The organism is Streptomyces sp. MP131-18, assembly GCF_001984575.1.
GTDB classification, from domain to species: Bacteria; Actinomycetota; Actinomycetes; order Streptomycetales; family Streptomycetaceae; genus Streptomyces; species Streptomyces johnsoniae.
This window is the reverse complement of record NZ_LZNS01000001.1, coordinates 3,572,121-3,598,074: the sequence shown is the minus strand read 5'-3', so window position 1 is coordinate 3,598,074 and position 25,954 is coordinate 3,572,121. Positions and strand designations below refer to the sequence as shown.

Annotated in this window: 20 protein-coding genes and 3 tRNA genes; 12 read left to right on the top strand and 11 right to left on the bottom strand. The window is 72.3% G+C overall.

Annotated elements, in window-relative coordinates; all coding sequences use genetic code 11:
* Positions 1-85 precede the first annotated feature (85 nt).
* Together STBA_RS15995 and hrpA are read right to left on the bottom strand one after the other, a co-directional pair.
* Positions 86-160 (bottom strand) — tRNA-Asp (locus STBA_RS15995).
* 125 nt (positions 161-285) lie between these two features.
* A complete protein-coding gene (gene hrpA, locus STBA_RS15990; RefSeq protein WP_077059899.1) occupies positions 286-4,212 on the bottom strand; it encodes an ATP-dependent RNA helicase HrpA in 3,927 nt (1,308 codons plus the stop codon).
* 70 nt (positions 4,213-4,282) lie between these two features.
* On the opposite strand from hrpA, the gene STBA_RS15985 reads away from it, so the two are divergent.
* Positions 4,283-5,281 (top strand): hypothetical protein, encoded by a 999-nt coding sequence (locus STBA_RS15985; RefSeq protein ID WP_077059898.1) that lies wholly within the window; start codon positions 4,283-4,285, stop codon positions 5,279-5,281.
* A gap of 301 nt (positions 5,282-5,582) precedes the next feature.
* On the opposite strand, the gene STBA_RS15980 is transcribed toward STBA_RS15985, so the two are convergent.
* Together STBA_RS15980 and STBA_RS15975 are read right to left on the bottom strand one after the other, a co-directional pair.
* Positions 5,583-5,906: a hypothetical protein gene (locus STBA_RS15980; protein ID WP_143659493.1), complete on the bottom strand. Its 324-nt coding sequence runs from the start codon at positions 5,904-5,906 to the stop codon at positions 5,583-5,585.
* Positions 5,907-6,755: 849 nt separating this feature from the next.
* Entirely contained in the window at positions 6,756-7,766 is a 1,011-nt protein-coding gene (locus STBA_RS15975; protein WP_077059896.1) for a LacI family DNA-binding transcriptional regulator, read from the bottom strand.
* Positions 7,767-8,134: 368 nt separating this feature from the next.
* Here STBA_RS15975 and STBA_RS15970 point away from each other — a divergent pair, with 368 nt between their 5' ends.
* On the top strand, positions 8,135-9,106 hold the full coding sequence (locus STBA_RS15970) for a glycoside hydrolase family 6 protein (protein ID WP_077059895.1): 972 nt from the start codon (positions 8,135-8,137) through the stop codon (positions 9,104-9,106).
* Between the two features lie 371 nt (positions 9,107-9,477).
* On the opposite strand, the gene STBA_RS15965 is transcribed toward STBA_RS15970, so the two are convergent.
* The 3 genes from STBA_RS15965 to STBA_RS15955 form a co-directional block, all read right to left on the bottom strand.
* Positions 9,478-9,855 (bottom strand): hypothetical protein, encoded by a 378-nt coding sequence (locus STBA_RS15965; RefSeq protein ID WP_077059894.1) that lies wholly within the window; start codon positions 9,853-9,855, stop codon positions 9,478-9,480.
* 376 nt (positions 9,856-10,231) lie between these two features.
* A complete protein-coding gene (locus tag STBA_RS15960; RefSeq protein WP_253194762.1) occupies positions 10,232-11,044 on the bottom strand; it encodes an SDR family NAD(P)-dependent oxidoreductase in 813 nt (270 codons plus the stop codon).
* Positions 11,041-11,991 (bottom strand): alpha/beta fold hydrolase, encoded by a 951-nt coding sequence (locus tag STBA_RS15955; protein ID WP_077059893.1) that lies wholly within the window; start codon positions 11,989-11,991, stop codon positions 11,041-11,043. Before STBA_RS15955 ends, STBA_RS15960 begins: the two co-directional genes overlap by 4 nt.
* Positions 11,992-12,241: 250 nt before the next feature.
* On the opposite strand from STBA_RS15955, the gene STBA_RS15950 reads away from it, so the two are divergent.
* Together STBA_RS15950 and STBA_RS15945 are read left to right on the top strand one after the other, a co-directional pair.
* Entirely contained in the window at positions 12,242-12,862 is a 621-nt protein-coding gene (locus STBA_RS15950; RefSeq protein WP_077059892.1) for a TetR/AcrR family transcriptional regulator, read from the top strand.
* Positions 12,863-13,037: 175 nt separating this feature from the next.
* The gene (locus STBA_RS15945) at positions 13,038-13,619 is read left to right on the top strand and encodes a tyrosine-type recombinase/integrase (RefSeq protein ID WP_077059891.1); all 582 of its coding nucleotides are present in this window, start codon (positions 13,038-13,040) and stop codon (positions 13,617-13,619) included.
* 164 nt (positions 13,620-13,783) lie between these two features.
* Here the strand turns inward: STBA_RS15945 and STBA_RS15940 are convergent.
* A tRNA-Phe gene (locus STBA_RS15940) sits at positions 13,784-13,857 on the bottom strand.
* Positions 13,858-13,861: 4 nt separating this feature from the next.
* Positions 13,862-13,936: transfer RNA gene (locus STBA_RS15935), tRNA-Asp, on the bottom strand.
* 200 nt (positions 13,937-14,136) lie between these two features.
* On the opposite strand from STBA_RS15935, the gene STBA_RS15930 reads away from it, so the two are divergent.
* The 7 genes from STBA_RS15930 (at position 14,137) to STBA_RS15900 (ending at position 22,647) form a co-directional block, all read left to right on the top strand.
* Positions 14,137-15,663, top strand: coding sequence for an alpha-L-arabinofuranosidase C-terminal domain-containing protein (locus tag STBA_RS15930; RefSeq protein WP_077059890.1), 1,527 nt, complete (start codon positions 14,137-14,139; stop codon positions 15,661-15,663).
* A 179-nt stretch (positions 15,664-15,842) separates the two neighbouring features.
* Entirely contained in the window at positions 15,843-16,799 is a 957-nt protein-coding gene (locus STBA_RS15925) for an aldo/keto reductase (protein WP_107485234.1), read from the top strand.
* Between the two features lie 66 nt (positions 16,800-16,865).
* Positions 16,866-17,705 (top strand): alpha/beta hydrolase, encoded by an 840-nt coding sequence (locus tag STBA_RS15920; protein ID WP_077059888.1) that lies wholly within the window; start codon positions 16,866-16,868, stop codon positions 17,703-17,705.
* 187 nt (positions 17,706-17,892) lie between these two features.
* On the top strand, positions 17,893-19,242 hold the full coding sequence (locus STBA_RS15915) for a GAF domain-containing SpoIIE family protein phosphatase (RefSeq protein ID WP_107485233.1): 1,350 nt from the start codon (positions 17,893-17,895) through the stop codon (positions 19,240-19,242).
* 191 nt (positions 19,243-19,433) lie between these two features.
* Positions 19,434-20,768 (top strand): geranylgeranyl reductase family protein, encoded by a 1,335-nt coding sequence (locus tag STBA_RS15910; RefSeq protein ID WP_077059886.1) that lies wholly within the window; start codon positions 19,434-19,436, stop codon positions 20,766-20,768.
* 93 nt (positions 20,769-20,861) lie between these two features.
* Positions 20,862-21,785: an NAD-dependent epimerase/dehydratase family protein gene (locus tag STBA_RS15905; protein WP_077059885.1), complete on the top strand. Its 924-nt coding sequence runs from the start codon at positions 20,862-20,864 to the stop codon at positions 21,783-21,785.
* A 67-nt stretch (positions 21,786-21,852) separates the two neighbouring features.
* A complete protein-coding gene (locus STBA_RS15900) occupies positions 21,853-22,647 on the top strand; it encodes an SAM-dependent methyltransferase (RefSeq protein WP_077059884.1) in 795 nt (264 codons plus the stop codon).
* A gap of 30 nt (positions 22,648-22,677) precedes the next feature.
* On the opposite strand, the gene STBA_RS15895 is transcribed toward STBA_RS15900, so the two are convergent.
* Positions 22,678-23,571, bottom strand: coding sequence for a LysR family transcriptional regulator (locus STBA_RS15895; RefSeq protein ID WP_077059883.1), 894 nt, complete (start codon positions 23,569-23,571; stop codon positions 22,678-22,680).
* Between the two features lie 130 nt (positions 23,572-23,701).
* Here STBA_RS15895 and STBA_RS15890 point away from each other — a divergent pair, with 130 nt between their 5' ends.
* Positions 23,702-24,913, top strand: coding sequence for an MFS transporter (locus STBA_RS15890; RefSeq protein WP_077059882.1), 1,212 nt, complete (start codon positions 23,702-23,704; stop codon positions 24,911-24,913).
* A gap of 76 nt (positions 24,914-24,989) precedes the next feature.
* Here STBA_RS15890 and STBA_RS15885 read toward each other — a convergent pair whose 3' ends face one another.
* Positions 24,990-25,817, bottom strand: coding sequence for an alpha/beta hydrolase (locus tag STBA_RS15885; protein ID WP_253194760.1), 828 nt, complete (start codon positions 25,815-25,817; stop codon positions 24,990-24,992).
* Positions 25,818-25,954: the final 137 nt, after the last annotated feature.

The following is a 25,954-nucleotide window of genomic DNA, read 5'->3' as shown; positions in this document are numbered from 1 at the left end:
CGCCCGCCCCACCCGCGGCCCCACCTACATCACTACCCAACAGCGAAAGCCCGGACCCCCAAATGGGGGTCCGGGCTGATGTCCGCGGTCCTGACGGGATTTGAACCCGCGGCCTCCACCTTGACAGGGTGGCGAGCACTCCAAACTGCTCCACAGGACCATGCGTGCGAGCGAGACTCTACCCCAGCGCGCCCCGCCCGGGCCAATCGCGGTCCGGGCGCGGTCCGCGCCCGGACGCGCCCGGACGCGCACGGGGCCGGCGGCCGACCGGGCGGCCCCGCGGCCCTATGGAACGAGCGCGTCGATGGCCTTCAGGATGCGCTTGTCGGACACCGGCTGCGCCGTGCCCAGGGCGTGCGCGAAGTAGCTCACGCGCAGCTCCTCGATCATCCAGCGGATGTCCGCGGCCTGCGCCGGCACCGGCCGCCCCGCGGGGAACTGTTCGAGCAGCCAGGCGTGTTCGTCCTGCATCTCGTGGACCTTCGCCATCCGCGCCCGGTCCTTCTCGGCCTGGTGCGGCAGTTGCTGGAGCCGCCGGTCGGCCGCCATCAGGTAGCGCAGCAGATCCGGCAGCCGCCGCGCCCCGTGGCGCGTCACGAAGCCCGGCGGCACCAGCGCCGCCAGCTGCGCCGTCACGTCCGCCACGGCGGGCGCGAGCACCGGGCTCGTCACCCCCGCGAGGCGCCGTTCGCACACCTGCCAGGCCGACAGCACCTCCCGCACCTGCCGCACGATCCGCAGGGTCACGTCCACCACGTCCGCCCGCACCGCGTCGAACAGCTTGCGGAACGCCTCCTCGTCCCACACCGGCCCGCCGTGCGCCGCGATCAGCTGATCGGCCGCCGCGCCCACGCAGTCGTCCAGCAGGGCCTGTACGCCGCCGTGGGGCGACCTGGACAGCGCGAGCTTCGCCGCGTTGTCCAGCTGCCGCTGCGCGAACTTCCCCGGATCGGAAGGGAGGTTCAGCAGCACGAGCCGCCGCGTGCCCGGGCCCATCGCCTGCCGCTGCTCCGCCTCGCTGTCGAACAGCCGCACCGCCACCGTCGCGCCCTCGTCCACCAGCGCGGGGAACGCCTTCACCGGCTGGCCGCCGCGCCGCGTCTCGAACGTGCGCGGCAGCGTGCCGACCGTCCAGGACGTCAGGCCCTCCGCGGTCGCCGCGAACGCCCGGTCCAGCGCCTGCCGCGCCTTCGGCCGCAGCCGCTCCCGCAGCGCCTCCAGATCCTTGTCCTCGGCGTCGCGGCCGTCGACCGACAGCTTCCGCCGCCGCTCGTCCACGATCCGGAACGTGATCCGCAGATGCCCGGGAATCCGTTCCGGCGCGAAGTCCTCCGGCGCGATCCGCACGCCCGTCAGCCGCGTCAGCTCGCGCGCCAGCGCAACGTGCAGCGGGTCGCCCGTCGGCTCCGGCGTCTGCGCGAGGAACCGCTGCGCGAAGTTCGGCGCGGGAACGCAGTGCCGCCGCACCGGCTTCGGCAGCGACCTGATCAGCTCGGTGACCAACTGCTCGCGCAAACCCGGGATCTGCCAGTCGAAGCCCTCGGCCGACACCTGGTTCAGCACCTGGAGCGGCAGATGCACCGTCACGCCGTCCGCGTCCGCGCCCGGCTCGAACTGGTACGTCACGGGGAACGTCAGCCGCCCCTGCCGCCACGTGTCCGGGTAGTCGGCCTTGGTGACCCGCTCCGCCTGCTCGTTGATGAGCATGGACTTCTCGAAGCTGAGCAGGTCCGGCTCCGCCTGGCGCTTCTTCTTCCACCAGGAGTCGAAGTGCGCACCCGACACCACGTCTTCGGGCACGCGCTGGTCGTAGAAGTCGTACAGCGTCTCGTCGTCCACCAGGATGTCGCGCCGCCGCGCCCGGTGCTCCAGCTCCTCGACCTCGGCCAGCAGCTTCCTGTTGTCGTGGAAGAACTGGTGCCGGGTGCGCCAGTCACCCTCCACCAGCGCGTTCCGCAGGAACAGGTCCCGCGAGACCACCGGGTCGATCCGCCCGTAGTTCACCTTCCGCTGTGCCACGATCGGCACGCCGTACAGCGTCACCCGCTCGTACGCCATCACCGCCGCCTGCTTCTGCTCCCAGTGCGGCTCGCTGTACGTCCGCTTCACCAGGTGCCCGGCGAGCGGCTCGATCCACTCCGGCTCGATCCGGCCGTTGACGCGCGCCCACAGCCGCGAGGTCTCCACCAGCTCGGCGGACATCACCCACCGCGGCGGCTTCTTGAACAGCACGGACCCGGGAAACACCGCGAACTTCGTGCCCCGCGCGCCCAGATACTCGTGCTTGTCGGGGTCCTTGAGGCCCACGTGCGACAGCAGCCCGGCGAGCAGCGACTGGTGGATGCGCGCGGGCTCCGCGTCGAGCTCCGACAGCTCGATGCGCAACGTCTTCGCAACCGTGCGCAGTTGGGAATAGATGTCCTGCCACTCGCGTATCCGCAGGTAGTTCAGGAACTCCGTCCGGCACATCCGCCTGAACGCCGAGGACGACAGCGCCCGTTGCTGCTCCCGCACGTAACGCCACAGTGCGAGCAGCCCCAGGAAGTCCGACTCCTCCGCGGGCCCCTCCCGGAACCTGGCGTGCTTCGCGTCCGCCTGCTGCTGCTTGTCCGCCGGCCGCTCCCGCGGGTCCTGGATCGACAGCGCGGCGGCGATCACCATGACCTCGCGCGCGCACCCGTTGCGGTCCGCCTCCAGGATCATCCGAGCCAGCCGCGGGTCCACCGGCAGCTGCGCCAGCTTCCGGCCCGTGTCCGTCAGCCGCGCGCCCGCGAGCGCGCCCAGCTCTTCGAGCAGCTGCACGCCCGCCTTGATCGACCGGTGGTCGGGCGGGTCGATGAACGGGAAGCGCTCGATGTCGCCGAGACCCGCCGCGTTCATCTGGAGGATCACCGAGGCCAGGTTCGTCCGCAGGATCTCCGCGTCGGTGAACTCCGGCCGGGAGAGGAAGTCCTCCTCCGAGTACAGCCGGATGCAGATGCCGTCGCTGGTCCGGCCGCAGCGGCCCTTCCGCTGGTTCGCGCTGGCCTGCGAGACCGCCTCGATCGGCAGCCGCTGCACCTTGGTGCGGTGGCTGTAGCGCGAGATGCGGGCCGTGCCCGGGTCGATCACGTACTTGATGCCGGGCACCGTCAGCGAGGTCTCCGCCACGTTCGTCGCCAGGACCACCCGCCGCCCCGGGTGCGCCTGGAAGACCCGCTGCTGCTCGCCGTGCGACAGCCGCGCGTACAGCGGCAGCACCTCGGTCATGCGCAGCTTCCGCTTCTCCAGCGCGTCCGCGGTGTCGCGGATCTCCCGCTCGCCGGAGAGGAAGACCAGGATGTCGCCCGGGCCCGAGGCCTGAAGCTCGTCGACCGCCTCGCAGATCGCGGTGACCTGGTCGCGGTCCGGCGCCTCGCCCTCCTCCTCCAGCAGCGGCCGGTAGCGCACCTCCACGGGGAACGTGCGGCCCGAGACCTCGATGACCGGCGCGTCGCGCCCCTCGCGGTCGCGGAAGTGCCGCGCGAACCGCTGCGGGTCGATCGTGGCCGAGGTGATGACCACCTTCAGATCCGGGCGGCGCGGCAGCAGTTGGGCCAGGTAGCCGAGCAGGAAGTCGATGTTGAGGCTGCGCTCGTGGGCCTCGTCGATGATGAGGGTGTCGTACTGGCGCAGCTCGCGGTCGTGCTGGACCTCCGCCAGCAGGATGCCGTCGGTCATCAGCTTGACCAGTGTGTCGTCGCCGGCCTGGTCGGTGAACCTCACCTTGTAGCCGACCGCGTCGCCCAACTGCCCGCCCAGCTCGTCGGCGACGCGCTGCGCGACCGTGCGCGCCGCGATCCGGCGCGGCTGGGTGTGCCCGATCAGCCCCTGGACCCCGCGGCCCAGCTCCAGGCAGATCTTCGGGATCTGGGTGGTCTTGCCCGAGCCCGTCTCCCCGGCGACGATCACCACCTGGTGATCGCGTATCGCCGCCAGGATCTCGTCCTTCTTCTGGCTGACGGGCAACTGCTCGGGATAGGTGATCCGCGGTACGGCGGCGCGCCGCGCCTGCACGCGCAGCTCGGCCGCGCCGACCGCCTCGGCGATCTCCGCGAGCACCGCGGCCTGCGCGGCCGGCTTGCGGACGCGTCGGGCCCCGTCGAGGCGGCGGCCGAGGCGGCGCTGGTCGCGCAGCATGAGACCGGGCAGCCGGTCGGCGAGATCTGATAGGGGGGAGGGGTGTGTAGACATACGCACCCAAGGGTCTCACCTCCGTGCGGGGGCGGCGAGCCGTTATCCGACCAGGCGTGTTGTGGGCGTTATGTCCGAATATGGTGGGCTGGTGAGTGGACACTGGCGTGCCTTCCGGCACTCGCCGTACCTTCCCGCGCTCGTGATCGTGCTGATCGTCGCGGCCTCCGCCGGTCTCTTCGCCGGCTCCTACACGTACGCGATGGCGAATCCGACGCCGCGCGAGGTGCCGGTCGCGGTCGTCGGCCGCCCGGACGGTGCGTTCCTCGACGCGTTGCAGGAGCGGCTCTCGGCCTCCCTGGACCGGCGGGAGTACGCGGACTATCCACAGGCTGTGGACGCCGTCGAGGCGCAGCGCGTCTTCGCCATCGTGCGCGAGCGCAACGGCCGCATCGAGCTGGACACCGCGAGCGCCGCCGGCGCCTCGGTGGCGGAGCTCCTGACCGGCGCCGCCCGCGCCGCGGCCCGCTCCGTCGACGCGCGCCTTGACATCCGCGACCTCAAACCCCTGCATCCTGGGGACCCGCGCGGGCTCGCCCTGTTCTACCTCTCCATCGCCGCCGTGATCACCGGCTTCCTCGGCGCGGTGCAGCTCAGCGCCAACGCGGGCACGCTCAAACCCCTCGAACGGGCCCTCGCCACCGCCGCCTACGCGCTGCTCGGCGGCTTCGCGATCGTCGCGACGGTGACGTGGCTGCTCGACGCGGTGGAGCTGCCGTTCCCCCAGTCCTGGACCATCGTCTCGCTCACCATGTTCGCCTCGGGCATGACCTTCACGATGTTCAACACCCTGGTGCGGCGCTGGGCGATCCTGCCCACCTGGGTGCTGATGGTGATGCTCGGCAACCCCTCCTCCGGCGGCGCCGTCTCCTGGCCGCTCCTGCCGTCCGTGCTCGGCGCGATCGGCCGCTGGCTGCCGCCCGGTGCCTCCGTGAACGCGCAGCACACCGCCGTGTACTTCGCCGGCCACCAGCACGTCCAGCCCTACCTGGTGCTGGTCGGCTGGGCCGCGGCGTCCTGCACGGTCTTCGCCATCTGGCGGCACCACCACCCCGGCGGCCGGGACTGAACGCGCCCGACCGGATGGCGGCTCCGGAGGCTGCCACGGCCGGCACCACGTCGAGGGCGGAGCGAGTGGTTGCGGCGGCGGTTGCCTGGTGGTGCCGGCGCCATGCCGGGAGGCCGCCCGCCAGCCGATACCGCCCGGAGCCCTATTTCCGAAGGTATGGAGGCGCGCTCGAGGGATGGGCGGCACACGGCACACGGCGCTCGGCTCGGCTCGGCTCGTTGAACGGCGTACCGGGGTGTTCCGCGTGCCCGGCCGGTTCGGGGCGATCCTGTCGGCGGGCCGACGCTGTGACGGGAGGCGTTCAGTCCTCGTCCGCTCCCCGCGGCGAGGCGCGCCACGCCAGGAACGCCCCCACGGCGCTGTACGTCAGCAGCAGGATTCCGTTCCTGGCGTCCCGACGCCGCTCAAGGGACTGTGTCCGCTGCTGCTGCTCGTAGGTTCGTGTCCCCACCATGACGGACCCGTCCAGCACCGCGCATTGGGTGTCACCGGGGCGCATCGGCCCCGGGTGCTCCTCCCCGTCCTCGCCCACGTTCTCCCCGGGGCACACGACCTCCGTCGACGCCGTCAGGGACCCCGCCAGGCTCGCCGCTCCCCATGCCGCCGGCACGAGGAGAAGGGTCACGAGGGCGATTCTGTACGTTCGGTAGTTCACGGAACCTTCCACGCAGCACGCCGGACCCGGGCACTCGGTGCGGTCCCCCGCACCCCGGACGCCCCGCCCTCACCATAGCCCGCGCGGGTCGGCACCGAGCGGCAACTCCCTCTCGCCGAGCTTCGGTTGCCCGGAGCAGCCGCCCGGTCGGCGCCCGGCCGGCACGGGCCGACGCCGTGATGCCGCCGTGCCACGGACCGCCGCACCAGCGGGAGGGGCCCGGTGCCGGCGACGCAGGGCGGCCCGCGGGTCGGCCAGGGCCCGCACCAGGTGCCAGGGCTTCGCGTAGAAGTCGCCGGTACGGAAGAGTCCTCGTCCGCCGGGGTGCCGCTGATGTCCAATGCCGCGCGGCAGCCGGCCAGTCGGGCACGGTCGGCGAAGGAGTGGAGGGGCCGGCGATGGTGGCGACGCGGCCGGTGTCCCGGGTCGAGCAGGTGACGCCTGGCGGACAGTCGTGTGTGGCGTAACGGCGGTGGGGTGACGGGCCGGCACGGTCTCGGTCCGGCCCGGTCGGGGGCGTGGCCACCGTGCTCGGCCACGGGCACGGCGAGCGAGTGTTCGCGGGCGACCTGCCGGCTCCTTTTGATGATCTCGCTCGGATAGGGCCAGGCGAGTTCGTGGGAGATCGGCTCCGGCATCGGCGACGGCCCGGCGGACTTCTTCCGGCGCCGGTATCCGCGGCGCCGGATGAGCGCCTCGACGGCCTCGACGGCCTCGACGGCCTCGCGGGTCTCGGCGGCGGCCCCGGCCCGACCGTGGACCGCCTGGACACCGTCGCGGTGGCCGCCGACGCGTTCGTCCATGCGGTCCCCCGGCGGGTCAGGTGCTGGAACGCGCGACCAGGCGGGTGGGCAGTATCAGCGGGCTGGGCTCCTCGCCGCCGATGAGCCTGACGAGCATGCGTGCTGTTTCGTGGCCCAGGGCCTGGATGGGCTGGCGAACCGTGGTCAGCGACGGTTCGGTGATCTGCGCGATGTCCAGGTCGTCGAACCCCACGACCGCGACGTCGTGCGGGACGGCCCGGCCGGCGCCGCGCAGCGCGCGCAGGGCACCGGCCGCCATGTTGTCGTTGGCGGCGAAAACCGCGTCCACGTCCGGGTGCCGTTCGAGCAGTTCGGTCATGGCGGTGGCCCCGCTGGGCTCGGTGAAGTCCCCGCTCGCCGGGGGGAGGGGCTCGAGCCCGGCAAGGATCATGGCCTCCCGGTAACCGCGGTGGCGTTCGCGGCTGACCTGTGTGTCCAGCGGTCCGCAGATCATGACCACCCGCCTCCGTCCGCGGGCGAGCAAATGCTCCGTGGCCCGGCGCGCGCCGCCGACGTTGTCGGCGTCCACGTACCACGGCGGTTCGTGACCGGCCGGGCGTCCGCCGAAGACCACGGGCAGCTCCGTCTCCCGGGCGGTGTGGAGCACGGGGTCGTTCTCGCGAACAGCCATGAGCATCACGCCGTCGACGCCCCGGGCACGCAGCAGTTCCGCCAGGCGCTGCCGACTGCGGTCGGCGGCTGCAAGGCACAGCATCAGGTGCAGATCGGCCTCCTCCAGGGCGGCCGACGCACCGACGATCACCTTGGCGAAGAACGGGTCCGCGAAGATCGCAGGTGTCTCCCCCGAGATGACGAGAGCGGCCACTCCCCGCTGGCGGGTCGCGAGTGCCCGCGCCGTCGTGTTCGGCACGTAACGGAGCTCCCTGATGGCCCGTTGGACCGCCTCGCGCTTGTCGCGGCTGACGTGGGGCGCGTTGTTGAGCACCCGGGAAGCCGCCGAACGGGAGACGCCGGCACGCTCGGCCACCTCGTCGAGCGTGGGCCGCCGGCGCGGCATATCTGTCATGAACTGCGGGCCCTTCCTCGCTGCGGTCGCCTGGTCGTTCCCGCTGGGTCATCCGCTGGGTCATCCCGCTGGGAATCTCTGGGAGCGCTTCCATTCTAGAGCGTATCCGCGTTCATCACGCCTTGCCTGACGAGTAGCTGACGCGGCCCCTCTTGACAGCTCCCAACAGCACACACACCATATCGAGAAGACCGTGAGGTCGCCCCTCACCGGAGTGGGAGCGCTTCCAGATCAACGCTTCCGAACCAACGCTCTCGAAGCGCCGCTCGCGCCCGGCACGCCGCAGCCCGGCATGCCCCCGCTCCCCGTGCCGACGGCTCAGGACGAAGGCCGCGCGGCGCTCCCCTTTTGATGAATGAGGTACATCCATGCGCAGACTCCTACGCGGGGCAGTGGCAGGACTCCTCGCTCTGCCACTGTTCCTGGCCTCCTCGCCCTCCGCGCAGGCGGCCCCCGACCCGCTCGCCATGACCAGCGGCTTCTACGTCGACCCGGATTCCAGCCCGGCGGTCTGGTCGGCCGCCAACCCCGGTGACGGACGCGCCGCCTCGATCCGCGACTCCATCGCCGGTGTCCCCATGGCCCGCTGGTTCGGCTCGTGGAGCGGGGACATCCGTTCCGCCACGGGCTCCTTCGTCGGCGCGGCTCAGTCCGCCGACAAACTCCCGCTCCTCGTCGCCTACAACATGTACGGCCGCGACGCCTGCGGTGGGCACTCGGGGGGCGGAGCCGCGTCCCCGTCCGAGTACGCGGCCTGGATCGCCGCCTTCGCCGACGGCGTCGGCAACCGTCCGGCGGTCGTCGTTCTCGAACCGGACGCCCTCGGCGACTACAGCTGCATGACCCAGGAGCAGATCGACGAGCGCCAGAACATGCTCGTCAACGCCCTCGCCGAATTCCGGTCCAAGGCGCCGAACGCCTGGGTCTACCTCGACGCGGGCAACCCGGGCTGGGTCGACGCCTCGACCATGGCCGACCGCCTCCACGCCGCCGGTCTCGGCCAGGCCAGGGGCTTCTCCCTCAACGTCTCGAACTACTTCCCCACTTCGGAGAACGCGTCCTACGCCGCCGGCATAAACCAGGTGCTGGGGCAGCGTCACGGCTACGGCAAACCGTTCGTCGTGGACACCAGCCGCAACGGCAACGGCTCCAACGGCGAATGGTGCAACCCCGGCGGTCGCAGGATCGGCACCCCCACCCAGGAAGGGGGGAGCGGTGCCGAGATGCTCCTGTGGCTCAAGACCCCGGGTGAGTCCGATGGCGACTGCGGTGTCGGATCGGGCTCCACGGCCGGGCAGTTCCTGCCGGAGGTCGCCTACAAGATGATCCACGGCTACTGACACCTCGCTACCTGGCCTGGCCTGGCCTCGCCCCGGCGGCCGCCCGCCTCGGCGCCGGCGCACCCCGTCGGCGCCGGGGACGGCCGCGTTCCGCCGTCCCCGGCGGGGGTTCCGTGGTGTCCTCCGGGTCGTCGCCGTCGCCCGGGCGAGCAGCCGCTGCGCTCGGAGGGTCCTGTCGGGATGCCCCTCCGCTCGGACCGGTCCGCTCACGGAGTTGCCGTCAACGCCCCGAGACCGCATGCCCTGCGGGCCCCGCTGCGCCTGGCGCCGGCCGGCGTCGACCGGACCCCGCAGCCCGCCGGCCACCAAGAGGCCGGCAGCGTTGCCGAACGGGTCATGGCGGCCCGCGCCGGGTGTGACGGCTGGGGGCCTCAGCTCTCAGGAGCCGGGGTGGTGTCGGTGTCGCCTGTGCGGCACAGGGCATCCTGATGCCCGTCCTCCCATGTGATGAGCAGGACGCCTGGACCCTCGTCGCAGTCCCAGATGTCCCACATGGAACCGGCCGACTCGGGTGAGGTCTCGACGGTGGCTGTGCCCCGGTATGAGTCCTGGGGGCCTCTGAGGTCGGCGAGGCTGCTGCAGTCCAGTTCTACCGTGAGCTGTCCGTCGTTCTCGTCCTCGATGGAGCCGAAGCAGACTTCGTCTCCTGCAAGAGCGGAGTAGGAACCGGGGCTGCCGACCGAGTCGGCGTCTCCGTTCCTGTCGATGAGGAGGGTGTAAACGGCGCCGTTGTCCGAGTAGGCCGGCATCCAGCCTCCAGAGAGGTCCTCGACGCCGAAGTCCGTCGGGGTGGGGGCGGGGCTGCTCGGACTCGGCGTGGGGGACGGTTGTCCTGCCGACGTGGGTGATGGTGTGGCCGCAGACCTGTCGTCGCCGGCGGAACCGCCGTCATCGGAACAGCCGCCGATGGCCAGCGTGGCAGCGGCCACGGCTACAGCGAAAGGCACGGGTCGTCTCATATCCCCTTTGATACCGGGGCCTGCGCGGGAGGGGTCCCAACCGTGTTCGTGGGTGGTGCCGAAGGCACGGGCCGACCTCAGGGGGCGACAAGAGCTACGACTGCGACGACCTGCGCCGGTGGTTACGCCGGCGCGGCATCAGCGGAGGCGGCGGGTCGAGCCGGGTTCACCAGCCGAGAGGCCGGGTGTCGCGGAAGAAGCCGCCCCGTGGGCCGTGGTCGGGCAGGGTTGCGGCCCAGATGATTCCCGGGGCGCTTTCCTCGACGGGGCGCGCGCCGAATGCTTCGGCGCCTGGCACTGTCGCCGTCACGCCGGGACAGACCGCGTTCACGATCACGGGAGTGTCGGACAGTTCGGCTGCAAGTACCGCCGTGAACGCGTTGAGCGCGGCCTTGCTGATCGCGTGGCTCGCCGCCGCGCCGCCAAAGGCGGGGAAACCGTACTGTCCGTCGGTGTGTGATCCCGCGCCCGAGCTGACGTTGACGATCCGGGGGTGGCTCGACCGGTGCAGCAGAGGCAGGAAGGCCTGCGTCATCCGCCACGTTCCGAAGAGCGTCACCCGCAGCGCGTCCGAGGCCGCCGCGAGGTTCGCCTGTGAGGGCGTCTCGTCCCTGTCGGGGGGAGCGGCCGCGTTGTTGATCAGGATGTCGAGGTGCCCCCACCGGGCGGCGAACAGCTGTGCCGCGGCCTCGACCGATGCCTGGTCGGCGATGTCCACTCCCACGGGCATGGCCTCGGCTCCGTCGATGAGCTCGGCAGTGGCCGCGGCGTCGGCGGGGTCTCGTGCGGTGAGGACGACGCGCGTTCCCAGCCGGCCCAGCTGCCGGGCGACCTCCGCTCCGATGCCACGTGCCGCGCCCGTGATCAGAGCGGTCGTCGTCAGGCGACCGGTCGCGTCGTCGGGGCGCTGGTTCGACTGGCTTTCGCGGTTCGGCTCGGTGCCGCTCCCCGTGTCCTGTGGGTCTGACGCGTTGCTCACCGGGTCTCGATCCGTCCGAGCGGGGTGGATGCGGTTGTGAGCGCTTTGCTGGCGAAGTCCCAGGCGTGCTCGTCCAGGCCCAGTTCCGTGCGCAGGAACGCCCAGGTGAGCCATAGGGCGGCGGCGGCCAGGCCGGGGTTCTCGTCGGTCGCTTCGGCGGCGTCGTAGCCCGAGACACCTCCGAGGGCATGGCCCGCGCCGTGGAGCTGGAGCAGTGCCTTGCGACCGGGGGAGAGCGCGTAGGCGTCGGTGTGCCAGTCGGGTCCGCGGACGTTGAGGTGGGACGAGAGGTCCTCGGCGCCTCCGATGACGAGCGCGGGAGTGCTCATGAAGGAGAAGTCGGTGCCCGAGAGGACCGGGTAGTGCTCCTTGGCGTACTCGCTCAGTGAGTCACCACCATGCCCGGGCGCGGACATCAGGACGCCGGCCATGAGGCGCGGCTCGGCGAGATCGATCGGTGACCCGTCCGTCGGGTCGATGCTGCGCGCGCCGAGCAGGAGGCTCGCCGTGAAGCCACCCATCGAGTGTCCGACGACGGCGATCCGGGTCCGGTCGAGGCGTCCCCGCAGAGAAGGCAGAGCTTCCTCGGCACTGTCGAGGTGATCGAGCACGAACGACATGTCCGTGGCGCGCGTGCGCCAGTACAGCGGTGCCTCGGGATCGTCGGCGTCGCGCAGGCCGAGCGTCGCCGAGTCCAGGTGCGTGGGCTGGAGCACCGCGAAGCCGCGCGCGGCGAGGAAGTCCCTCAGCGGCCCGTAGCCGTGCAGCGAGGACAGGAAGTTCGACGGGCCGTGTCCGTGCGACAGAAGGACGATGGGGAGGTCCGTGCCGGATACCGGTGCCGAGATCCGCAGCTGTAGATCGACGGCACGGTCCTGGGCAGGCAGCGTCACCGGTGCGATGGAGAGCACCGGTGAGGCGGGCACAGGGTCACGGGTGTAGCGCATGGATGTGCTCCTCCGGACGGATGCGGTGGACGTCGCCGACGCCGAGGCCGGCTGACGTACCCACCTAGGCGGATCAGTGTTCCGGTAAAGACGATACGGAACCGCGTTCCGGAATGTCAACGAGTCGCTCGGCCCGGCTGATGAGCCGATGGCCTGGGGGATATGGCCGACTACACTCACCGGATCAGTGACCCAGTAACCTGCGGCGCGGAGAAGTTCCGCGAGATCAAGGCCCTCAGGGACTATTCCGATGACAGAACAAGACCCGGCGGCGCCCCCGCGTCGCGCTCGGCGCATCGACGCTCGCCGGAACGAGCAGAGGCTTCTCGACGCCGCGGCCACCGTCTTCGCGACGACAGGTGTCGACGCGCCGATCCGCGCGATCGCGGCGGAGGCGGGCGTCGGGCTGGGGACCATCTACCGGCACTTCCCGACGCGCACCGAGCTGGTCGTCGCGGTGTACGGGCACCAGGTGGAAGCCTGCGCGGATGCCGGCCTGCACCTGCTCGCCGAGACGGCCTCGCCGTTCGACGCGCTCCTCGTGTGGGCGGACCGGTTCGTCGACTTCGTCATCACCAAGCACGGCCTCGCCGACGCGCTGGGCTCGGACGACGCCGGATTCCGGCGACTTCACGCCTACTTCCTCGACCGGCTCGTCCCCGTGTGCGCAAAGCTGCTGGTCGCCGCCGAACGCTCCGGCCAGATCACGCCCGGGGTGGATGCCTACGAACTGATGCGCGGCATTGGGAATCTCTGCGTCGGGCACGAGACGGACGCCCGGTACAACCCCCGCCACTTGGTCGAGCTTCTCGTTCGCGGTCTGCGCGCGCCCGGGGCGGGCTCCCCGGCCCCGTCAGCCCCCACCCCCTGAACGCCCCGCCGGATGCCGCCGCCATCGGTCGGCGCTCCTGCGCCCCACGCAGGAGGTCCGGGCATGCTGAACCGGCCGCGCAACGAGTGCCAGTGCTGCATCGGGGAGTGGGGCAAGCGGCGCGCCGGGCCCCGGTGCTGCGCAAGGCGTTCCGGCGTGCCATGCGGGGGAGTTGGTGCTGCGGAACGTCGCACGGCTCGTCCGCACGCCGACGCACGGCTACGCCACCGGCCGGGGGCTTTCGGCGTCTGTGGCGAAGTCCGTGCTCAGAGAGTTGCGGGACCACCGTTTCTACGCGCTGTGCGTTCTCGCGCTGACGATGGGCATGCGGCGCGGTGAGCTGCTGGGGCTGTCCTGGGCGGCCGTCGATCCGGAGCGCCGGACGCTCGCGGTGGCGACCAGCCTTCAGTGTGCGGGGGAGCGGTGGCTCATGCAGGCGAAGACCATGGCGGCCGTGCGGACGCTTCCGCTCCCGCCGCTCGTGGTCGACGTGTCCATGGAGCACAGGGAGCGCCAGGCGCAGGAGCGGACCGCCGCGGGGGTCGGCTGGAAGGAGAACGGGCTCGTCTTCCCGTCCCGGGTCGGGACGCCGTACGAGCCGGACCACCTGCGCCGGAGCTGGGAGCCGGTGCGCCCGAGGTCAGGCCCCACCCACCGCTTCCATGATCTGCGCCACACGTGCGTCACGCTGCTGCTCGCCCCGGGGCGCCGCTGCGCATCGTGCAGCAGGCCGCGGGCCACAGCGACCACGGCGTGATGATGCAGGGGTACGCGCACGCGTCACTGGGGGAGAAGCGCCGGGCGCTGGACAGACTCAGCGGAGAGCTGGCCGGGGGCGTTGATGTCAGCCGTTGATGTCACATCGCTGAAAAACCCCCTGCCGGGAAGATCCGGGAGGGGGTTTGCGCCGGTCAAGGAAGGTGGCTGGGGCCGGGATCGAACCGGCGACCTTCCGCTTTTCAGGCGGACGCTCGTACCAACTGAGCTACCCAGCCGGAGCGGTCCTGACGGGATTTGAACCCGCGGCCTCCACCTTGACAGGGTGGCGAGCACTCCAAACTGCTCCACAGGACCCGGCTTGTCGCGACGCCCTGACCCGGGCCGTTGTCGCTGAAGCAGCGTATCACGGCGGCGCGGCCCGCCGAATCGCGTTCCCGGGCGGCCGGGCGGCCCGTCGCCCGGCCCTTGACGGCCGCGGCGGTGCGTGCGACGGTCGTGCACCGCTGTGTTGTATCGATATAAGACCGTCCCGCCCACCGAAGGAGATCTCCCGCATGCCGGAAAAGCTCGGTACCGCCGTCATCAACCTCGATCTCGAAGGCCCGGTCATCAGCCGGCACCTCTACGGGCACTTCGCCGAACACCTCGGACGGTGCATCTACGGCGGCTTCTGGGTCGGTGAGGACTCCGACATCCCGAACGAGGGCGGCATCCGCCTGGACGTCGTCGAGGCGCTGCGCAAGCTCAACGTTCCCAACCTGCGCTGGCCCGGCGGCTGTTTCGCCGACGAGTACCACTGGCAGGACGGCATCGGCCCGCGCGCGGAGCGGCCCCGCATGGTCAACACGCACTGGGGCGACGTCGAGGAGAACAACCACTTCGGCACCCACGAGTTCATGGCCCTGTGCGAACTGCTCGGCGCCGACCCCTACATCAGCGGGAACGTCGGCAGCGGCACGGTCAAGGAGATGAGCGACTGGGTCGAGTACCTCACCCGCCCCGGCGACAGCCCCATGGCGCGGCTGCGCCGCGGCAACGGCCGGGACGAGCCGTGGCGCGTCCCGTTCTGGGGGCTCGGCAACGAGACGTGGGGCTGCGGCGGCAACATGCGCGCCGAGCACTACGCCGACCTCGCGCGGCAGTACGCCACCTACTGCCGCGACCACGGCGACAACACCCTCTACCGCATCGCCGCGGGCGCCTCCGACGACGACTACGCCTGGACCGAGACGCTGATGAAGCAGATCAGCTGCTTCGGCTGCGAGGCCACGCCGCGCAACTTCTTCCAGGGGGTGTCCTTCCACTACTACACGATCGCCGGAACGTGGGAGGCGAAGGGCAGCGCAACGGAGTTCACGGCGGACGAGTACTACCGCACGCTGGTCCGCGCGCAGCGCGTGGACCGCCTCATCAGCGGCCACTCCGCGGTGATGGACTGCTACGACCCGGGCCGGAAGGTCGGCCTCGTGCTGGACGAGTGGGGCACCTGGTGGGACGTGGAGCCCGGCACCAACCCGGGCTTCCTGCACCAGCAGAACACCTTGCGCGACGCGATGGTGGCCGGGCTGCACTTCGACATCTTCCACCGGCACGCCGAGCGGCTGTTCATGGCGAACATCGCGCAGACCGTCAACGTGCTCCAGGCCATGGTCCTCACCGACGACCGCGAACGGCTGATCCTCACCCCGACCTACCACGTCTTCGAGATGAACAAGGGGCACCAGGACGCCACTTCGCTCGCCGTGCACCTGCGCGCCCCGGACGCGAAACGCACCGTCGGGGACGGCGAGTTGGAGACGCTGTCGGCCTCCGCCAGCGTCCGCGACGGCCGGGTGCTGATCTCGCTGACGAACCTCGACGCCGAGGACTCCGTCGCGCTGACGCTCGACCTGCGCGGCCGGACCGCGGGCGAGCCCGCCGCGCGCATCCTGACCGCGGAGCGACCCCAGGCGTTCAACACCGGGGACGCACCGGACACCGTCGCGCCGCGCGCGTTCGACGGCGTGGAGCGCGTGCCGGGCGGGCTGCGCGCCGTGCTGCCGCCGCACTCGTTCGTGACGATCGAGGCGCCCCTGTCCTGAGGCGCCGCCCGGAACGCGGCCCCGCCCCTTTTCCCAGGGGCGGGGCCGCGGGCAGGGGTGATCTACTGGGCGAACGCCCACCGGCGCCGGGGCAGCGCGGCCGTGGCCCGGTGGTAAGGATTTGAGGACGAGGGAGACCCGTGACATACGTCGCCTCCGGCACCCGCTACGACGGCGCCATGCCCTACCGGCGCAGCGGCCGGTCCGGTCTGAAACTGCCGGCCGTTTCGCTCGGCCTGTGGCACAACTTCGGGGACGGCCACCCGCTGGAGACCCAGCAGGCCATCCTCCGCCGCGCCTTCGACCTCGGCGTGACGCACTTCGACCTGGCCAACAACTACGGTCCGCCGCCCGGGGCCGCCGAGACGAACTTCGGCCGCATCTTCGCGCGCGACTTCCGGTCCCACCGGGACGAGATCGTCGTCTCGACCAAGGCCGGCTACCACATGTGGAACGGCCCCTACGGTGAGTGGGGTTCGCGCAAGTACATGCTGTCCAGCCTGGACCGGAGCCTCACGCGGCTCGGCCTCGATCACGTCGACATCTTCTACTCCCACCGCCCCGACCCGGACACGCCGCTCGAAGAGACGATGGGCGCGCTGGACGCGGCCGTGCGCCGGGGCAAGGCGCTGTACGCCGGCATCTCCAACTACTCGCCCGAGCAGACCCGCGAGGCCGCGCGCATCCTGGCCGGGCTCGGCACGCCGCTGCTGATCCACCAGCCCTCGTACTCGATGGTCAACCGCTGGGTCGAGGACGGGCTCCTCGACGCGCTCGACGAGGCGGGCGCGGGTTCCATCGCGTTCTCGCCGCTGGCCCAGGGCCGCCTCACCGACCGCTACCTGCAGGGCATCCCCGAGGGTTCGCGCGCGGCGGGCGGCAGTCCGTTCCTCGACGCGAAGGGCGTGGAGGAGACCGTGGGCCTCGCCCGCGCGCTGAACGCCGTCGCGCAGCGGCGCGGGCAGACCCTCGCGCAGCTGGCCATCGCCTGGGTGCTGCGCGGCGAACGGGTCACCTCCGCGCTGGTCGGCGCGAGCAGCGTGCGGCAGCTGGAGGACAGCGTCGGCGCGGTCGGGAACCTGGACTTCACCCCGGAGGAACTGGCCGAGATCGAGGTGCTCCTCACCCGGTCATGAGCCGCGGGCGCGGGGCGCGTCCGCGTGCCCGGTCCGTTGTCGGACCCGGGGCGTAGCTTGTGAAGCATGGATGTGCGGGAGCTGGAGCTCGACGGCGGCCGGGTGCTGCGGACGTATGACGCGGGGGGTGGCCCGTTCCCCGTGTTCTGGCTGCACGGCACGCCGAACGTGGGGGCGCCGCCCGCGCCGCTGTTCCCGGCCGCGGAGCGGCTCGGGGTGCGGTGGGTCTCCTACGACAGGCCCGGGTACGGCGGTTCTTCGCCGCGGCCGGGGCGGGACGTGGCCTCTGCCGCGGGGGACGTGGCCGCGGTGGCCGACGCGCTGGGTCTCGGGCGGTTCGGGGTCATGGGCCACTCGGGCGGCGCCCCGCACGCGCTGGCGTGCGGGGCGCTGCTGCCGGAGCGGGTGACGGGGGTGGTCGCCGGTGCCGGGCTCGCGCCGTTCGGGGCGGCGGGCCTCGGCTGGTTCGACGGCATGGGGGAGTCGGCGGCGGCGTCCCTGCGGGCCGCCGCGCGGGGGCGGGCGGCGAAGGAGGCGTATACGGCGGCGGCGGGCGGGGATGAAGGGCCGGAGTTCACCGAGGCGGATCTGGCCGCGCTTGCCGGTGCGTGGGGCTGGTTCGGCGAGGTCGTAGGACCGGCCGTCGAGAGCGGTCCCGGGCCGCTGATCGACGACGACCTCGCCTACGTCGCGCCGTGGGGCTTCGACCCGGCCGGGGTGCGCGTTCCCGTGCTGCTGCTGCACGGGGAGCGGGACCGGATGGTGCCGGCGGCGCACAGCCGGTGGCTCGCGGGCCACTGCCCGGGGGCGGAGCTGTGGGAGTACCCGGAGGACGGGCACATCTCGGTCCTGCACGCGGGCGAGGCGGCGCTCGCGTGGCTGTGCGCCCGTCGGGACGCGACCTGACGGTGACGGACCGGCCCGCCGGTTCTCCTCGGCGCCGGCCCGCCCGGTGCGGTCGTTCGCGGGAGTCGGTGGTGCTGTCCGCCGACCGGGTACGGCCGACCGGTGCCGGGCCGGTCGGCTTCCCACCCGGCGTGCGGCCGTATACCCGGATACCAGGTATCGGGGCGCACGGAAAAGGTGAATGGCGATGGCCGGGGACGAGCAGCCGGACGCGGCGCCCTTCAGTTCGCTGCTCAACCTGCCGCTCAGCTCCGACCTGGACCGCATCGGCGAGCAGCTGCACGCCCTCGCCCGCGCGCAGGGCAGCCTCCAGGGCCTGCTCCAGGCCGTCCTCGGCATCAGCAGCGAGCTGGAGCTGCCCGCGGTGCTGCGGCGCATCGTCAGCACCGCGATGGAGCTGGTCGGCGCCCGCTACGGCGCCATGGGCGTGCTGGACGAACGGGGCGAGGAGCTGGCCGAGTTCATCCCGCTCGGTCTCGGCACCGAGGAGCTGAACGCGCTGTCCGGCGTGGAGCTGCCGCGCGGGCGCGGGCTGCTGGGGCACCTCATCCATCATCCGGAGCCGCTGCGGGTCTCCGACATCTCCTCGCATCAGGAGTCCGCGGGCTTCCCGCGCGGGCATCCGCCGATGCGCAGGCTGCTCGGCGTCGCCATCAGCGTGCGCGGCCAGGTCTACGGCAACTTGTACCTCACCGACCGGCGGGACGGCGCCCCCTTCGACGAGCACGACGAGGGCGTGATCCGGGCCCTCGCCGGGACGGCGGGCGTCGCCATCGAGCACGCCCGCCTGTACCAGCGGGTGCGGGCCAGCGCGGAGACGTTCCAGCGCCTGCTGCTGCCCAAGCTGCTGGACCTGCACCCGTTCCGGGCGGCGACGGTCTACCGGCCCGCGAGCGAGCCGGATCAGCTCGGCGGCGACTGGTACGACGCGCTGCTGCTGCCCGACGGGGCGTGCGTCGCGGTCATCGGCGACGTCCAGGGGCACGATCTGAGGGCCGCCGCGGCCATGTCCAGGACCCGCAGCAAACTGCGGGCGCTGTGCCTCACCTTGCCCGCCTCGCCCGGCGCCGTTCTCTCACAGTTGGACACCATCATGAGGACCGTGGGCGAGGAGCTGATGACCACCGCCTGCCTGGCCCGCATCGAGCCCGCGGAGAATGCGTGGCGGCTGCGCTGGAGCAACGCGGGCCACCTGCCGCCGCTGCTGCTGCGGCCGGACGGGCAGGCCCGTTACCTCGACGCGGAGCCGGGGGTGCCGCTCGGCGTCGACCCGGGCGTGGACCGCCCGGAGCACGTGCAGGCGCTGCCCTGGGGCGCGACGGTCCTGCTGTACACGGACGGTCTGGTCGAACGGCCTTCGCAGTCCCTGGACCGCGGCCTCGACGCGCTGGCGCGCACCGTGTCCGAGCACGCGGGGGAGTCGCTCGACGAGTTGTGCCGCGCGGTGGTCGAGGCGCACGCGGGCGAGGGGCTCGACGACATCGCCCTCCTCGCGCTGAGCACTCCGGCGCCGACCGGGTACGGCCAGCGGGACTGACGCGAGGGTGGCCGGGGGCCGGCCGGGGGCCGGGTCCTGTGGTCGGTCGAACGGTCCGGCGTTCTGGAGGCCGGGTTGGCCGGGCCGGTGGCGGGTATTCAGTTCCTGGCCCCTGCCCGCCGCCCCGTCGCGGGCCCGCGGTGGGCCGGTTCCTGCCTCGGCGGCCCGCTTTCCGGGAGGACACCGCTGCCATGACGACTAGCTCGCTCCCCTCCGAGGCCGCCGACGTCATCGTGGTGGGCGCGGGGCCCGCCGGGGCGTCGGCGGCTTACCATCTCGCCCGGCACGGGCACGAGGTACTGCTGCTGGAGAAGGCGGAGTTCCCGCGCGACAAGGTCTGCGGCGACGGCCTGACGCCGCGGGCGGTGCACCATCTGGTCCGCATGGGCATCGACACCAGGGAGGCCGGCTGGCACACGAACCGCGGGGTGCGATTCGTCTCGGGCGACGTGTCCTTCGAGGTGGACTGGCCGGAGAGCGGGCGCTTCCCCGGGTACGGGCTGACGCGTTCCCGGCACGACTTCGACGATCTGCTCGCCCGGCGGGCGGTGGCCGCCGGGGCCAGGCTGTTCTCCTCGACCCGCGTCACGGGCCCGGTCCTCAACCGCGCCGGGCGGGTGTGCGGGGTGCGGGCGGTGATGGGGGCGGGGCAGCGCCCCGTGGTCTGCTCCGCACCGGTGGTGATCGCCGCGGACGGGGTGTCGGCGCGGCTCCCGGTGGCCCTCGGCGTCGGCCGCCTGCCGCACCGCCCGATGGCCACCGCCGTTCGCCGCTACCACCGCACGTCGGTGCGGCACGCGGACCCGTACCTCGACATCTGGGGGGATCTGCGGATGCGGACGGGCGGTCCGCCGCTGCCGGGGTACGGCTGGATCTTCCCGATGGGCGACGGCCGGGTGAACGTGGGGCTCGGCCTGGTCAACGACCGCCGCTCCGGCTCGTCCGAGATCCGGCAGGTGCTGGACGACTGGCTGGCCCGCACCCCGCCCGAGTGGGAGCTGCGCGACCCGGCGGGCATCGACGGGCCGCTGCGCGGCGCGGCGCTGCCCATGGGGTTCAACCGGCTGCCGCACTACACGCGCGGGCTGCTGCTCGCGGGCGACTCGGGCGGCATGGTCAGCCCGTGGAACGGCGAGGGCATCCCGTACGCGCTGGAGTCGGGGGAGCTGGCCGCCGAGATCGTCACCGACGCGCTGGCGCGCCCGGCGGGGCCGTGGCGGGAGCGGGCCATGCTGCGCTACCCGCACGAGGTGCTGCGGCGCAACGGCCGTTACTACCGGCTGGGCAACGCGTGGGCGACGCTGCTGGCCAGACCGGCGATCACCTCGCTCGTCAGCCGCCGGCTCATCACGTCGCCCGCGGCGATGCGCTGGATGATCAGGCTCCTGGTCAACCTGACGGACGACCGCGGCGGCGATACGGCGGACCGGGTCATCAACGCGCTGGTGCGCGTCGTGCCCGCGCCCGCGCCCGTGCCCCGCGGCGCACGGCGCGCGCCCCGCCGGGCGCTGGCCGACCGGGGCTGAAAGCGGATGCCGCTGTGATCGTTTACGGTCGGAATGTTTCTTGTTCCCTGAACGCTTCGACCGTATCCGACTGACAGACAGGGGCCTGCTTCCATGCGCATCTTCCTGACCGGTGCGACCGGTTACATCGGCGGCTCGCTCGCCGTCCGCCTCGTCGAGGCCGGGCACCAAGTGCGCGGCCTCACCCGTTCCGCGTCCTCGGGCGCGGGGCTGACGCGGCTCGGCATCGATCCCGTGGCCGGTTCCCTCGACGACGCGGCGGTCCTGGCCCGCGAGGCGCGGGCCGCGGACGCCGTGGTCAACGCCGCGGACAGTGACCACGCGGGCGCCGCCTCGGTGCTCGCCGAGGCACTGGCCGGCTCGGGCAAGGCGCTCCTGCACACCAGCGGCTCCAGCATCGTCGGCGAGGCCGCGGGCGGCGAACGGCGCGACGAGGTCTACACGGAGGCCGACCTCGCGGAGGGCGGCCCGTGGCGCCCCGCCCAGGACAAGGCGCCGCGCGTGGCCATCGACCGGGGCGTGCTGGCCGCGGCGCGCGACGGCGTGCGCTCCGTGGTGCTGTGCAACAGCCTGATCTACGGCACCGGCCGCGCGCTGCGTGCCGACAGCGTGCAGATCCCGCGTCTGGTCGCCACCGCCCGCAGAACCGGCGTCGCCCGGCACATCGGCCGCGGCGAGAACATCTGGTCGCACGTGCACCTCGACGACGTCACCGACCTCTACCTCCGCGCGCTCGCGGACGCCGCGCCCGGCTCGTTCCACTTCGTCGAGAACGGCGAGTCCGACTTCCGCGCGATCACCGTTGCCATCGCCGAGGCGCTGGGGCTGCCCGCGCCCGAGCCGATCGGCGTGGACGCCGCGATCGAGGAGTGGGGCTACGAACCGGCCGTGTACGCGCTCGGCTCCAACAGCCGGGTGCGGGGCGCCGCGCCGCGCGCCGATCTGGACTGGCAGCCGGCGCATGCGTCCGTCACCGACTGGATCAAGGAGAACGTCCGTCCGGAACAGGGGAGTTGACCGCCTCCGACCGGCAAGAATGACGGGCGGCCGGATCTTCGTCCCAGTCCCAGTCCCAGGAGGAGCAATGCCAGAGAAGCCGCAGGTCCCCATCGACACCGCCGTGCCGCAGTCGGCCCGCATCTGGAACTACTGGCTGGGCGGCAAGGACAATTACGAGGTGGACCGCGTCGCCGGGGACCGGTTCCGGGCGACCTTCCCCGGCATCGTCGACGGGGCACGCGCCGCCCGGTACTTCCTGGCGCGGGCCGTGCGGCACCTGGCGGGCGAGGCCGGTGTCCGGCAGTTCCTCGACATCGGCACCGGGCTGCCCAACGTCGACAACACGCACGAGATCGCGCAGCGGGTCGCCCCCGACTCCCGGATCGTCTACGTGGACAACGACCCGCTGGTGCTGGCCCACGCGCGCGCCCTGCTGACCAGCGCGCCCGAGGGCGTGGCGGACTACATCGACGCCGACCTCTTCGAGCCGGCGGCGATCGTGCGGGCCGCGTCGGGAACGCTGGACTTCGACCGCCCGGTGGCGCTGATGCTGATGGGCGTTCTCGGACACGTGGAGGACTTCGGCCGGGCGAAGTCGATCGTGCGCAGCCTGCTGGAGGCGCTGCCGCCGGGCAGCTACCTGGTGCAGTACGACAGCACGGACACCAGCGAGAGGTATATGGCGGCGATCCGGAGCTACAACGAGGCCGCCGCCGTCCCCTACATCCTGCGCAGCCCGGCGCACATACGGGAGTTCTTCGACGGCCTCGACCTGCTGGAGCCCGGCGTCGTCTCCTGCTCCAGGTGGCGGCCGGACGCGCTCGCGTTCGGCCTGCCCGAGGAGGTGCACCAGTACGGCGGGGTGGCCATGAAGCTCTGAGGCCCACCCCGCCGTGCGGGTCGGAGCCCGTCAGAGCAGGGTTTCGCTGACGGCCGACGCGAACGCGGTCACCAGCGGCGGGGTGTGGTCGCGGTGCCAGACGAGGCCGAGCTCGGAGTCGGGCAGCCCGGTGACCGGTACGAACGCGACTGAGCGGCGGCCGGCGTGGTAGTCCGCCGTCGAGCGGCACAGCAGCATCGTGCCGCGGTCGGCCGCGGTCAGACTCAGGCCCTCCTGAAGGGTGTTGACCGCGGGGCCCGGCGGCACCCGCCGCCCGCCGGGCGTCCGGCTCGGCGCCTGGGCGCGGCGCCAGTACGCGGGCGCGGAGCCGTTGACGCCGATGAGCGGCCCCTCGGCCAGCTCCTCCGCCGTCACGGACTCCCGCGCGGCGAACGGGTGCCGCGCCGAGACGGCCAGGGTCTGCGGCTGGCGGGAGAACACGGGCCCGAGCACGATGTCCTCCTCCTCCACCGGCAGCAGCACGACCGCCGCGTCGAGCTCCTGGCGCTGCAAGGGCCCGAACGGGTCGGACAGCGGGATCTCCACGAGTTCGATGGTGCTGCCCGGGCACCGTTCCTGGAACAGGGTGAGCGCGCCCGCGAGGTAGTCGTCCACCGTGCCCTGGAAGCCGATGCGCAGCACCCCGCCCGTGCCGCGGGCCGCCGCGCGGGCATTGTCGACCGAGTCGCGCAGCGCGTCGTAGGCGGGCCGGAGTTCGGCGAGGAAACGTTCGCCGAGCGGCGTGAGGCCGACCCGGCGGCTGGTGCGCTCGACGAGGGAGGCGCCGATGCGGCTCTCCAGCGAGCGCAGCAGCTGGCTGACCCGGCTCTGCGACACGTAAAGCCGCTCCCCGGCTCGGCCGAAGTGCAGCTCGCGGGCGAGCACGAGGAACGCCTCAAGCTCACGAATCTCGATTCCGCTCATCGGACTTCCTCTCTGCGGCATGCGGACCCGGCCCCGGGCGGGGCGGCCCGGCGGATTGAGTAGCCCGGCTCATAGAAGGATGAGGGATTGGCCGTTGTTCCCGCAGCCCTCCGGCCGGTTCCCTGAATACATGACTCAGACTGAGAAGACCGCGGGCTCCGCGCCCGCGCCCGCGCCGGAACGGGCGGACGCGCGGGGCTGGGCCGCCGTGGCCGCGGTCGCGGGCGCGACGTTCACCGTCGTCACGTCCGAGATGCTGCCCGTGGGCCTGCTGACGCCGATCGGCGACTCGCTGAACGTCTCGGAGGGCACGGCCGGGCTCACCCTGACGGTCACCGGTCTGGTGGCCGCCGTCTCCGCGCCGCTGCTGACTCCCGCGTTCGGGCGCGCCGACCGGCGGATGCTGCTGTGCGTGCTGATGGCGGTCCTCACGGTCGGCAACCTGATGGCCGCGTGGGCGCCGAACTTCGGCGTGATGATGGTGGCCCGCGTGCTGGTCGGCCTCGGCATGGGCGCCGTCTGGGCCATCGCCGCGGGGCTCGCCCCGCGCCTGGTCCCCGCCGGGTCCACGGGGCCGGCGACGTCCCTCATCTTCAGCGGCATCGCGGTGGCCTCCGTGCTCGGCGTGCCTGCGGGCACCTACATCGGTGAACTCGCCGACTGGCGCATGGCGTTCGTGGTCATCGGCGGCCTGGCCCTGGCCGTGCTCGTGGCACTCGCCATGCTGCTGCCGCCCCTGCCGGGCGAGGAACGGACACGGCTCGGCGGTGTGATGGGGCTGGTCCGCAACCCGCAGGTCGCCTCCGGCCTGCTGGTCGTCGCCCTGCTGGTCACCGGCCACTTCGCCGCCTACACCTACGTGCGGCCCGTGCTCGAAGAGGTGTCGGACGCGGAGGCCGGGGTGATCGGCACGCTGCTGCTGGTCTACGGCATCGCGGGCGTGGTGGGCAACTTCATCTCCGGCGCGGGCGCCGGGCGGTCCCCGCGGCGCACGCTGCTCGTCATCACCGCGGTACTCGCGGTCACCGCCGCGCTGGTCCCGCTGATCGGCGGCTCCGTGCTGGTCGCGGGGGTGCTGCTGGTCACCTGGGGCCTGTCCTACGGCGGCGTGTCCGTGGCCACGCAGACCTGGCTCCTCGCTTCCTCCCCCGAGGCCAGGGAAGCCGCGTCCTCGCTGTTCGTAGGGGTGTTCAACGGTGCCATCGCGGCCGGTGCACTGGCCGGCGGCCTGGCGGCGGACGGCATCGGGACCACGGCGGTGATGTGGCTCGGCTGCGGTCTCGCGGCGGCGGCGTTCGTGGCGGTCGCGCTGGGCCGCGCGCCGGAGACCGGTCGGCTCTGAGGGCCGGGCGGTGCGGTGGCCGGTGCGCCGGCCGGGCGGGCGGCGGCTCTCGCACGGGCCGCCGCCCGCGCCCGGGTCAGTGCCCGACCGCGTCGAGGAACTCGGTGATCAACGCGGCCCAGGGGCCGGGGCGTTCCGCGGCGATGGCGTGACCGGAGTCGACCGACACCAGGCGCGCGCCGGGGATGCCCGCCGCGAGTTCGCGAGAGTGAACAGGGGTTGTGAGGAGGTCGCCGCGCGGTGACACCACGAGGACCGGGACGCGAATGCGCGGCAGATCGGCCCGGACGTCGATCGTGTTCAGCAGCTCCAACTGCTGTGCCGTGCCCGGAGGGAGACCCTGTGAGAAAAGCCGCACCTGCTCTTCGAGCTCCTCCTGCGACCGGTCCTCCAGCCAGTCCACACTTCCCACGACCAGCGAAAGATAGGCGGCAAGTGTCCGGTTGTCCCCGCCGCTCTCCACCAGGGCGCGCCAGGTGTCGATTGCCAGCCTCAGCCGCGGACTCGGCCGGGCGAATCCGGCGGAGAGAACGAGGGCGGTCACGCGCTCGGGGTGGCGAATCGCGGCCCGCACGGCAACGGTGGTGCCCATCGAGAAACCGGATATCGCGAATGAATGAACCCCTGCTTGCACCGAGCTTTCCACAATGTGGTCGGCGAGGCCGTCCAACGTGAGCGGGCCGGCTCCGGACGGGGTCGTTCCCGAGCCGGGATAATCGGGTCCCACCAGGGTGCGGCTCTTCGCGAGGGCGTCGAGAACGGGCCCGTAACTGTCCTGGATGTCGCTGCCGGCCCCGTGCGCGAGCAGCAGGCCAGGGCCCTGCCCGCGGACGAGGGGAGCTGCCGTACGAGTATGCTGATCGGTCATGTCTGCCAGGATAACGAGGGATTGATGCCGTGACATGAAGCGGCTCCGTCAAAAACGTGTATTCCGCGGACGACTACCTGAACAAGTAGTCGCGGTCTACTCGCATAGGCAGTGGTGCCGACGAGTGGAGGAATCGTAGAGTCAGTGCGAATCGGGCGCGCCGAATGAAGGTG

What these genes read in the sequence shown, in the direction of transcription:
- hrpA (WP_077059899.1), bottom strand. Translation starts at nt 4,212, where the DNA reads ATGTCTACACACCCCTCCCCCCTATCAGATCTCGCCGACCGGCTGCCC.
- STBA_RS15985 (WP_077059898.1), top strand. Translation starts at nt 4,283, where the DNA reads ATGTCCGAATATGGTGGGCTGGTGAGTGGACACTGGCGTGCCTTCCGG.
- STBA_RS15975 (WP_077059896.1), bottom strand. Translation starts at nt 7,766, where the DNA reads ATGACAGATATGCCGCGCCGGCGGCCCACGCTCGACGAGGTGGCCGAG.
- STBA_RS15970 (WP_077059895.1), top strand. Translation starts at nt 8,135, where the DNA reads ATGCGCAGACTCCTACGCGGGGCAGTGGCAGGACTCCTCGCTCTGCCA.
- STBA_RS15965 (WP_077059894.1), bottom strand. Translation starts at nt 9,855, where the DNA reads ATGCCGGCCTACTCGGACAACGGCGCCGTTTACACCCTCCTCATCGAC.
- STBA_RS15955 (WP_077059893.1), bottom strand. Translation starts at nt 11,991, where the DNA reads ATGCGCTACACCCGTGACCCTGTGCCCGCCTCACCGGTGCTCTCCATC.
- STBA_RS15950 (WP_077059892.1), top strand. Translation starts at nt 12,242, where the DNA reads ATGACAGAACAAGACCCGGCGGCGCCCCCGCGTCGCGCTCGGCGCATC.
- STBA_RS15930 (WP_077059890.1), top strand. Translation starts at nt 14,137, where the DNA reads ATGCCGGAAAAGCTCGGTACCGCCGTCATCAACCTCGATCTCGAAGGC.
- STBA_RS15925 (WP_107485234.1), top strand. Translation starts at nt 15,843, where the DNA reads ATGCCCTACCGGCGCAGCGGCCGGTCCGGTCTGAAACTGCCGGCCGTT.
- STBA_RS15920 (WP_077059888.1), top strand. Translation starts at nt 16,866, where the DNA reads ATGGATGTGCGGGAGCTGGAGCTCGACGGCGGCCGGGTGCTGCGGACG.
- STBA_RS15915 (WP_107485233.1), top strand. Translation starts at nt 17,893, where the DNA reads ATGGCCGGGGACGAGCAGCCGGACGCGGCGCCCTTCAGTTCGCTGCTC.
- STBA_RS15910 (WP_077059886.1), top strand. Translation starts at nt 19,434, where the DNA reads ATGACGACTAGCTCGCTCCCCTCCGAGGCCGCCGACGTCATCGTGGTG.
- STBA_RS15905 (WP_077059885.1), top strand. Translation starts at nt 20,862, where the DNA reads ATGCGCATCTTCCTGACCGGTGCGACCGGTTACATCGGCGGCTCGCTC.
- STBA_RS15900 (WP_077059884.1), top strand. Translation starts at nt 21,853, where the DNA reads ATGCCAGAGAAGCCGCAGGTCCCCATCGACACCGCCGTGCCGCAGTCG.
- STBA_RS15895 (WP_077059883.1), bottom strand. Translation starts at nt 23,571, where the DNA reads ATGAGCGGAATCGAGATTCGTGAGCTTGAGGCGTTCCTCGTGCTCGCC.
- STBA_RS15890 (WP_077059882.1), top strand. Translation starts at nt 23,702, where the DNA reads ATGACTCAGACTGAGAAGACCGCGGGCTCCGCGCCCGCGCCCGCGCCG.
- STBA_RS15885 (WP_253194760.1), bottom strand. Translation starts at nt 25,817, where the DNA reads ATGTCACGGCATCAATCCCTCGTTATCCTGGCAGACATGACCGATCAG.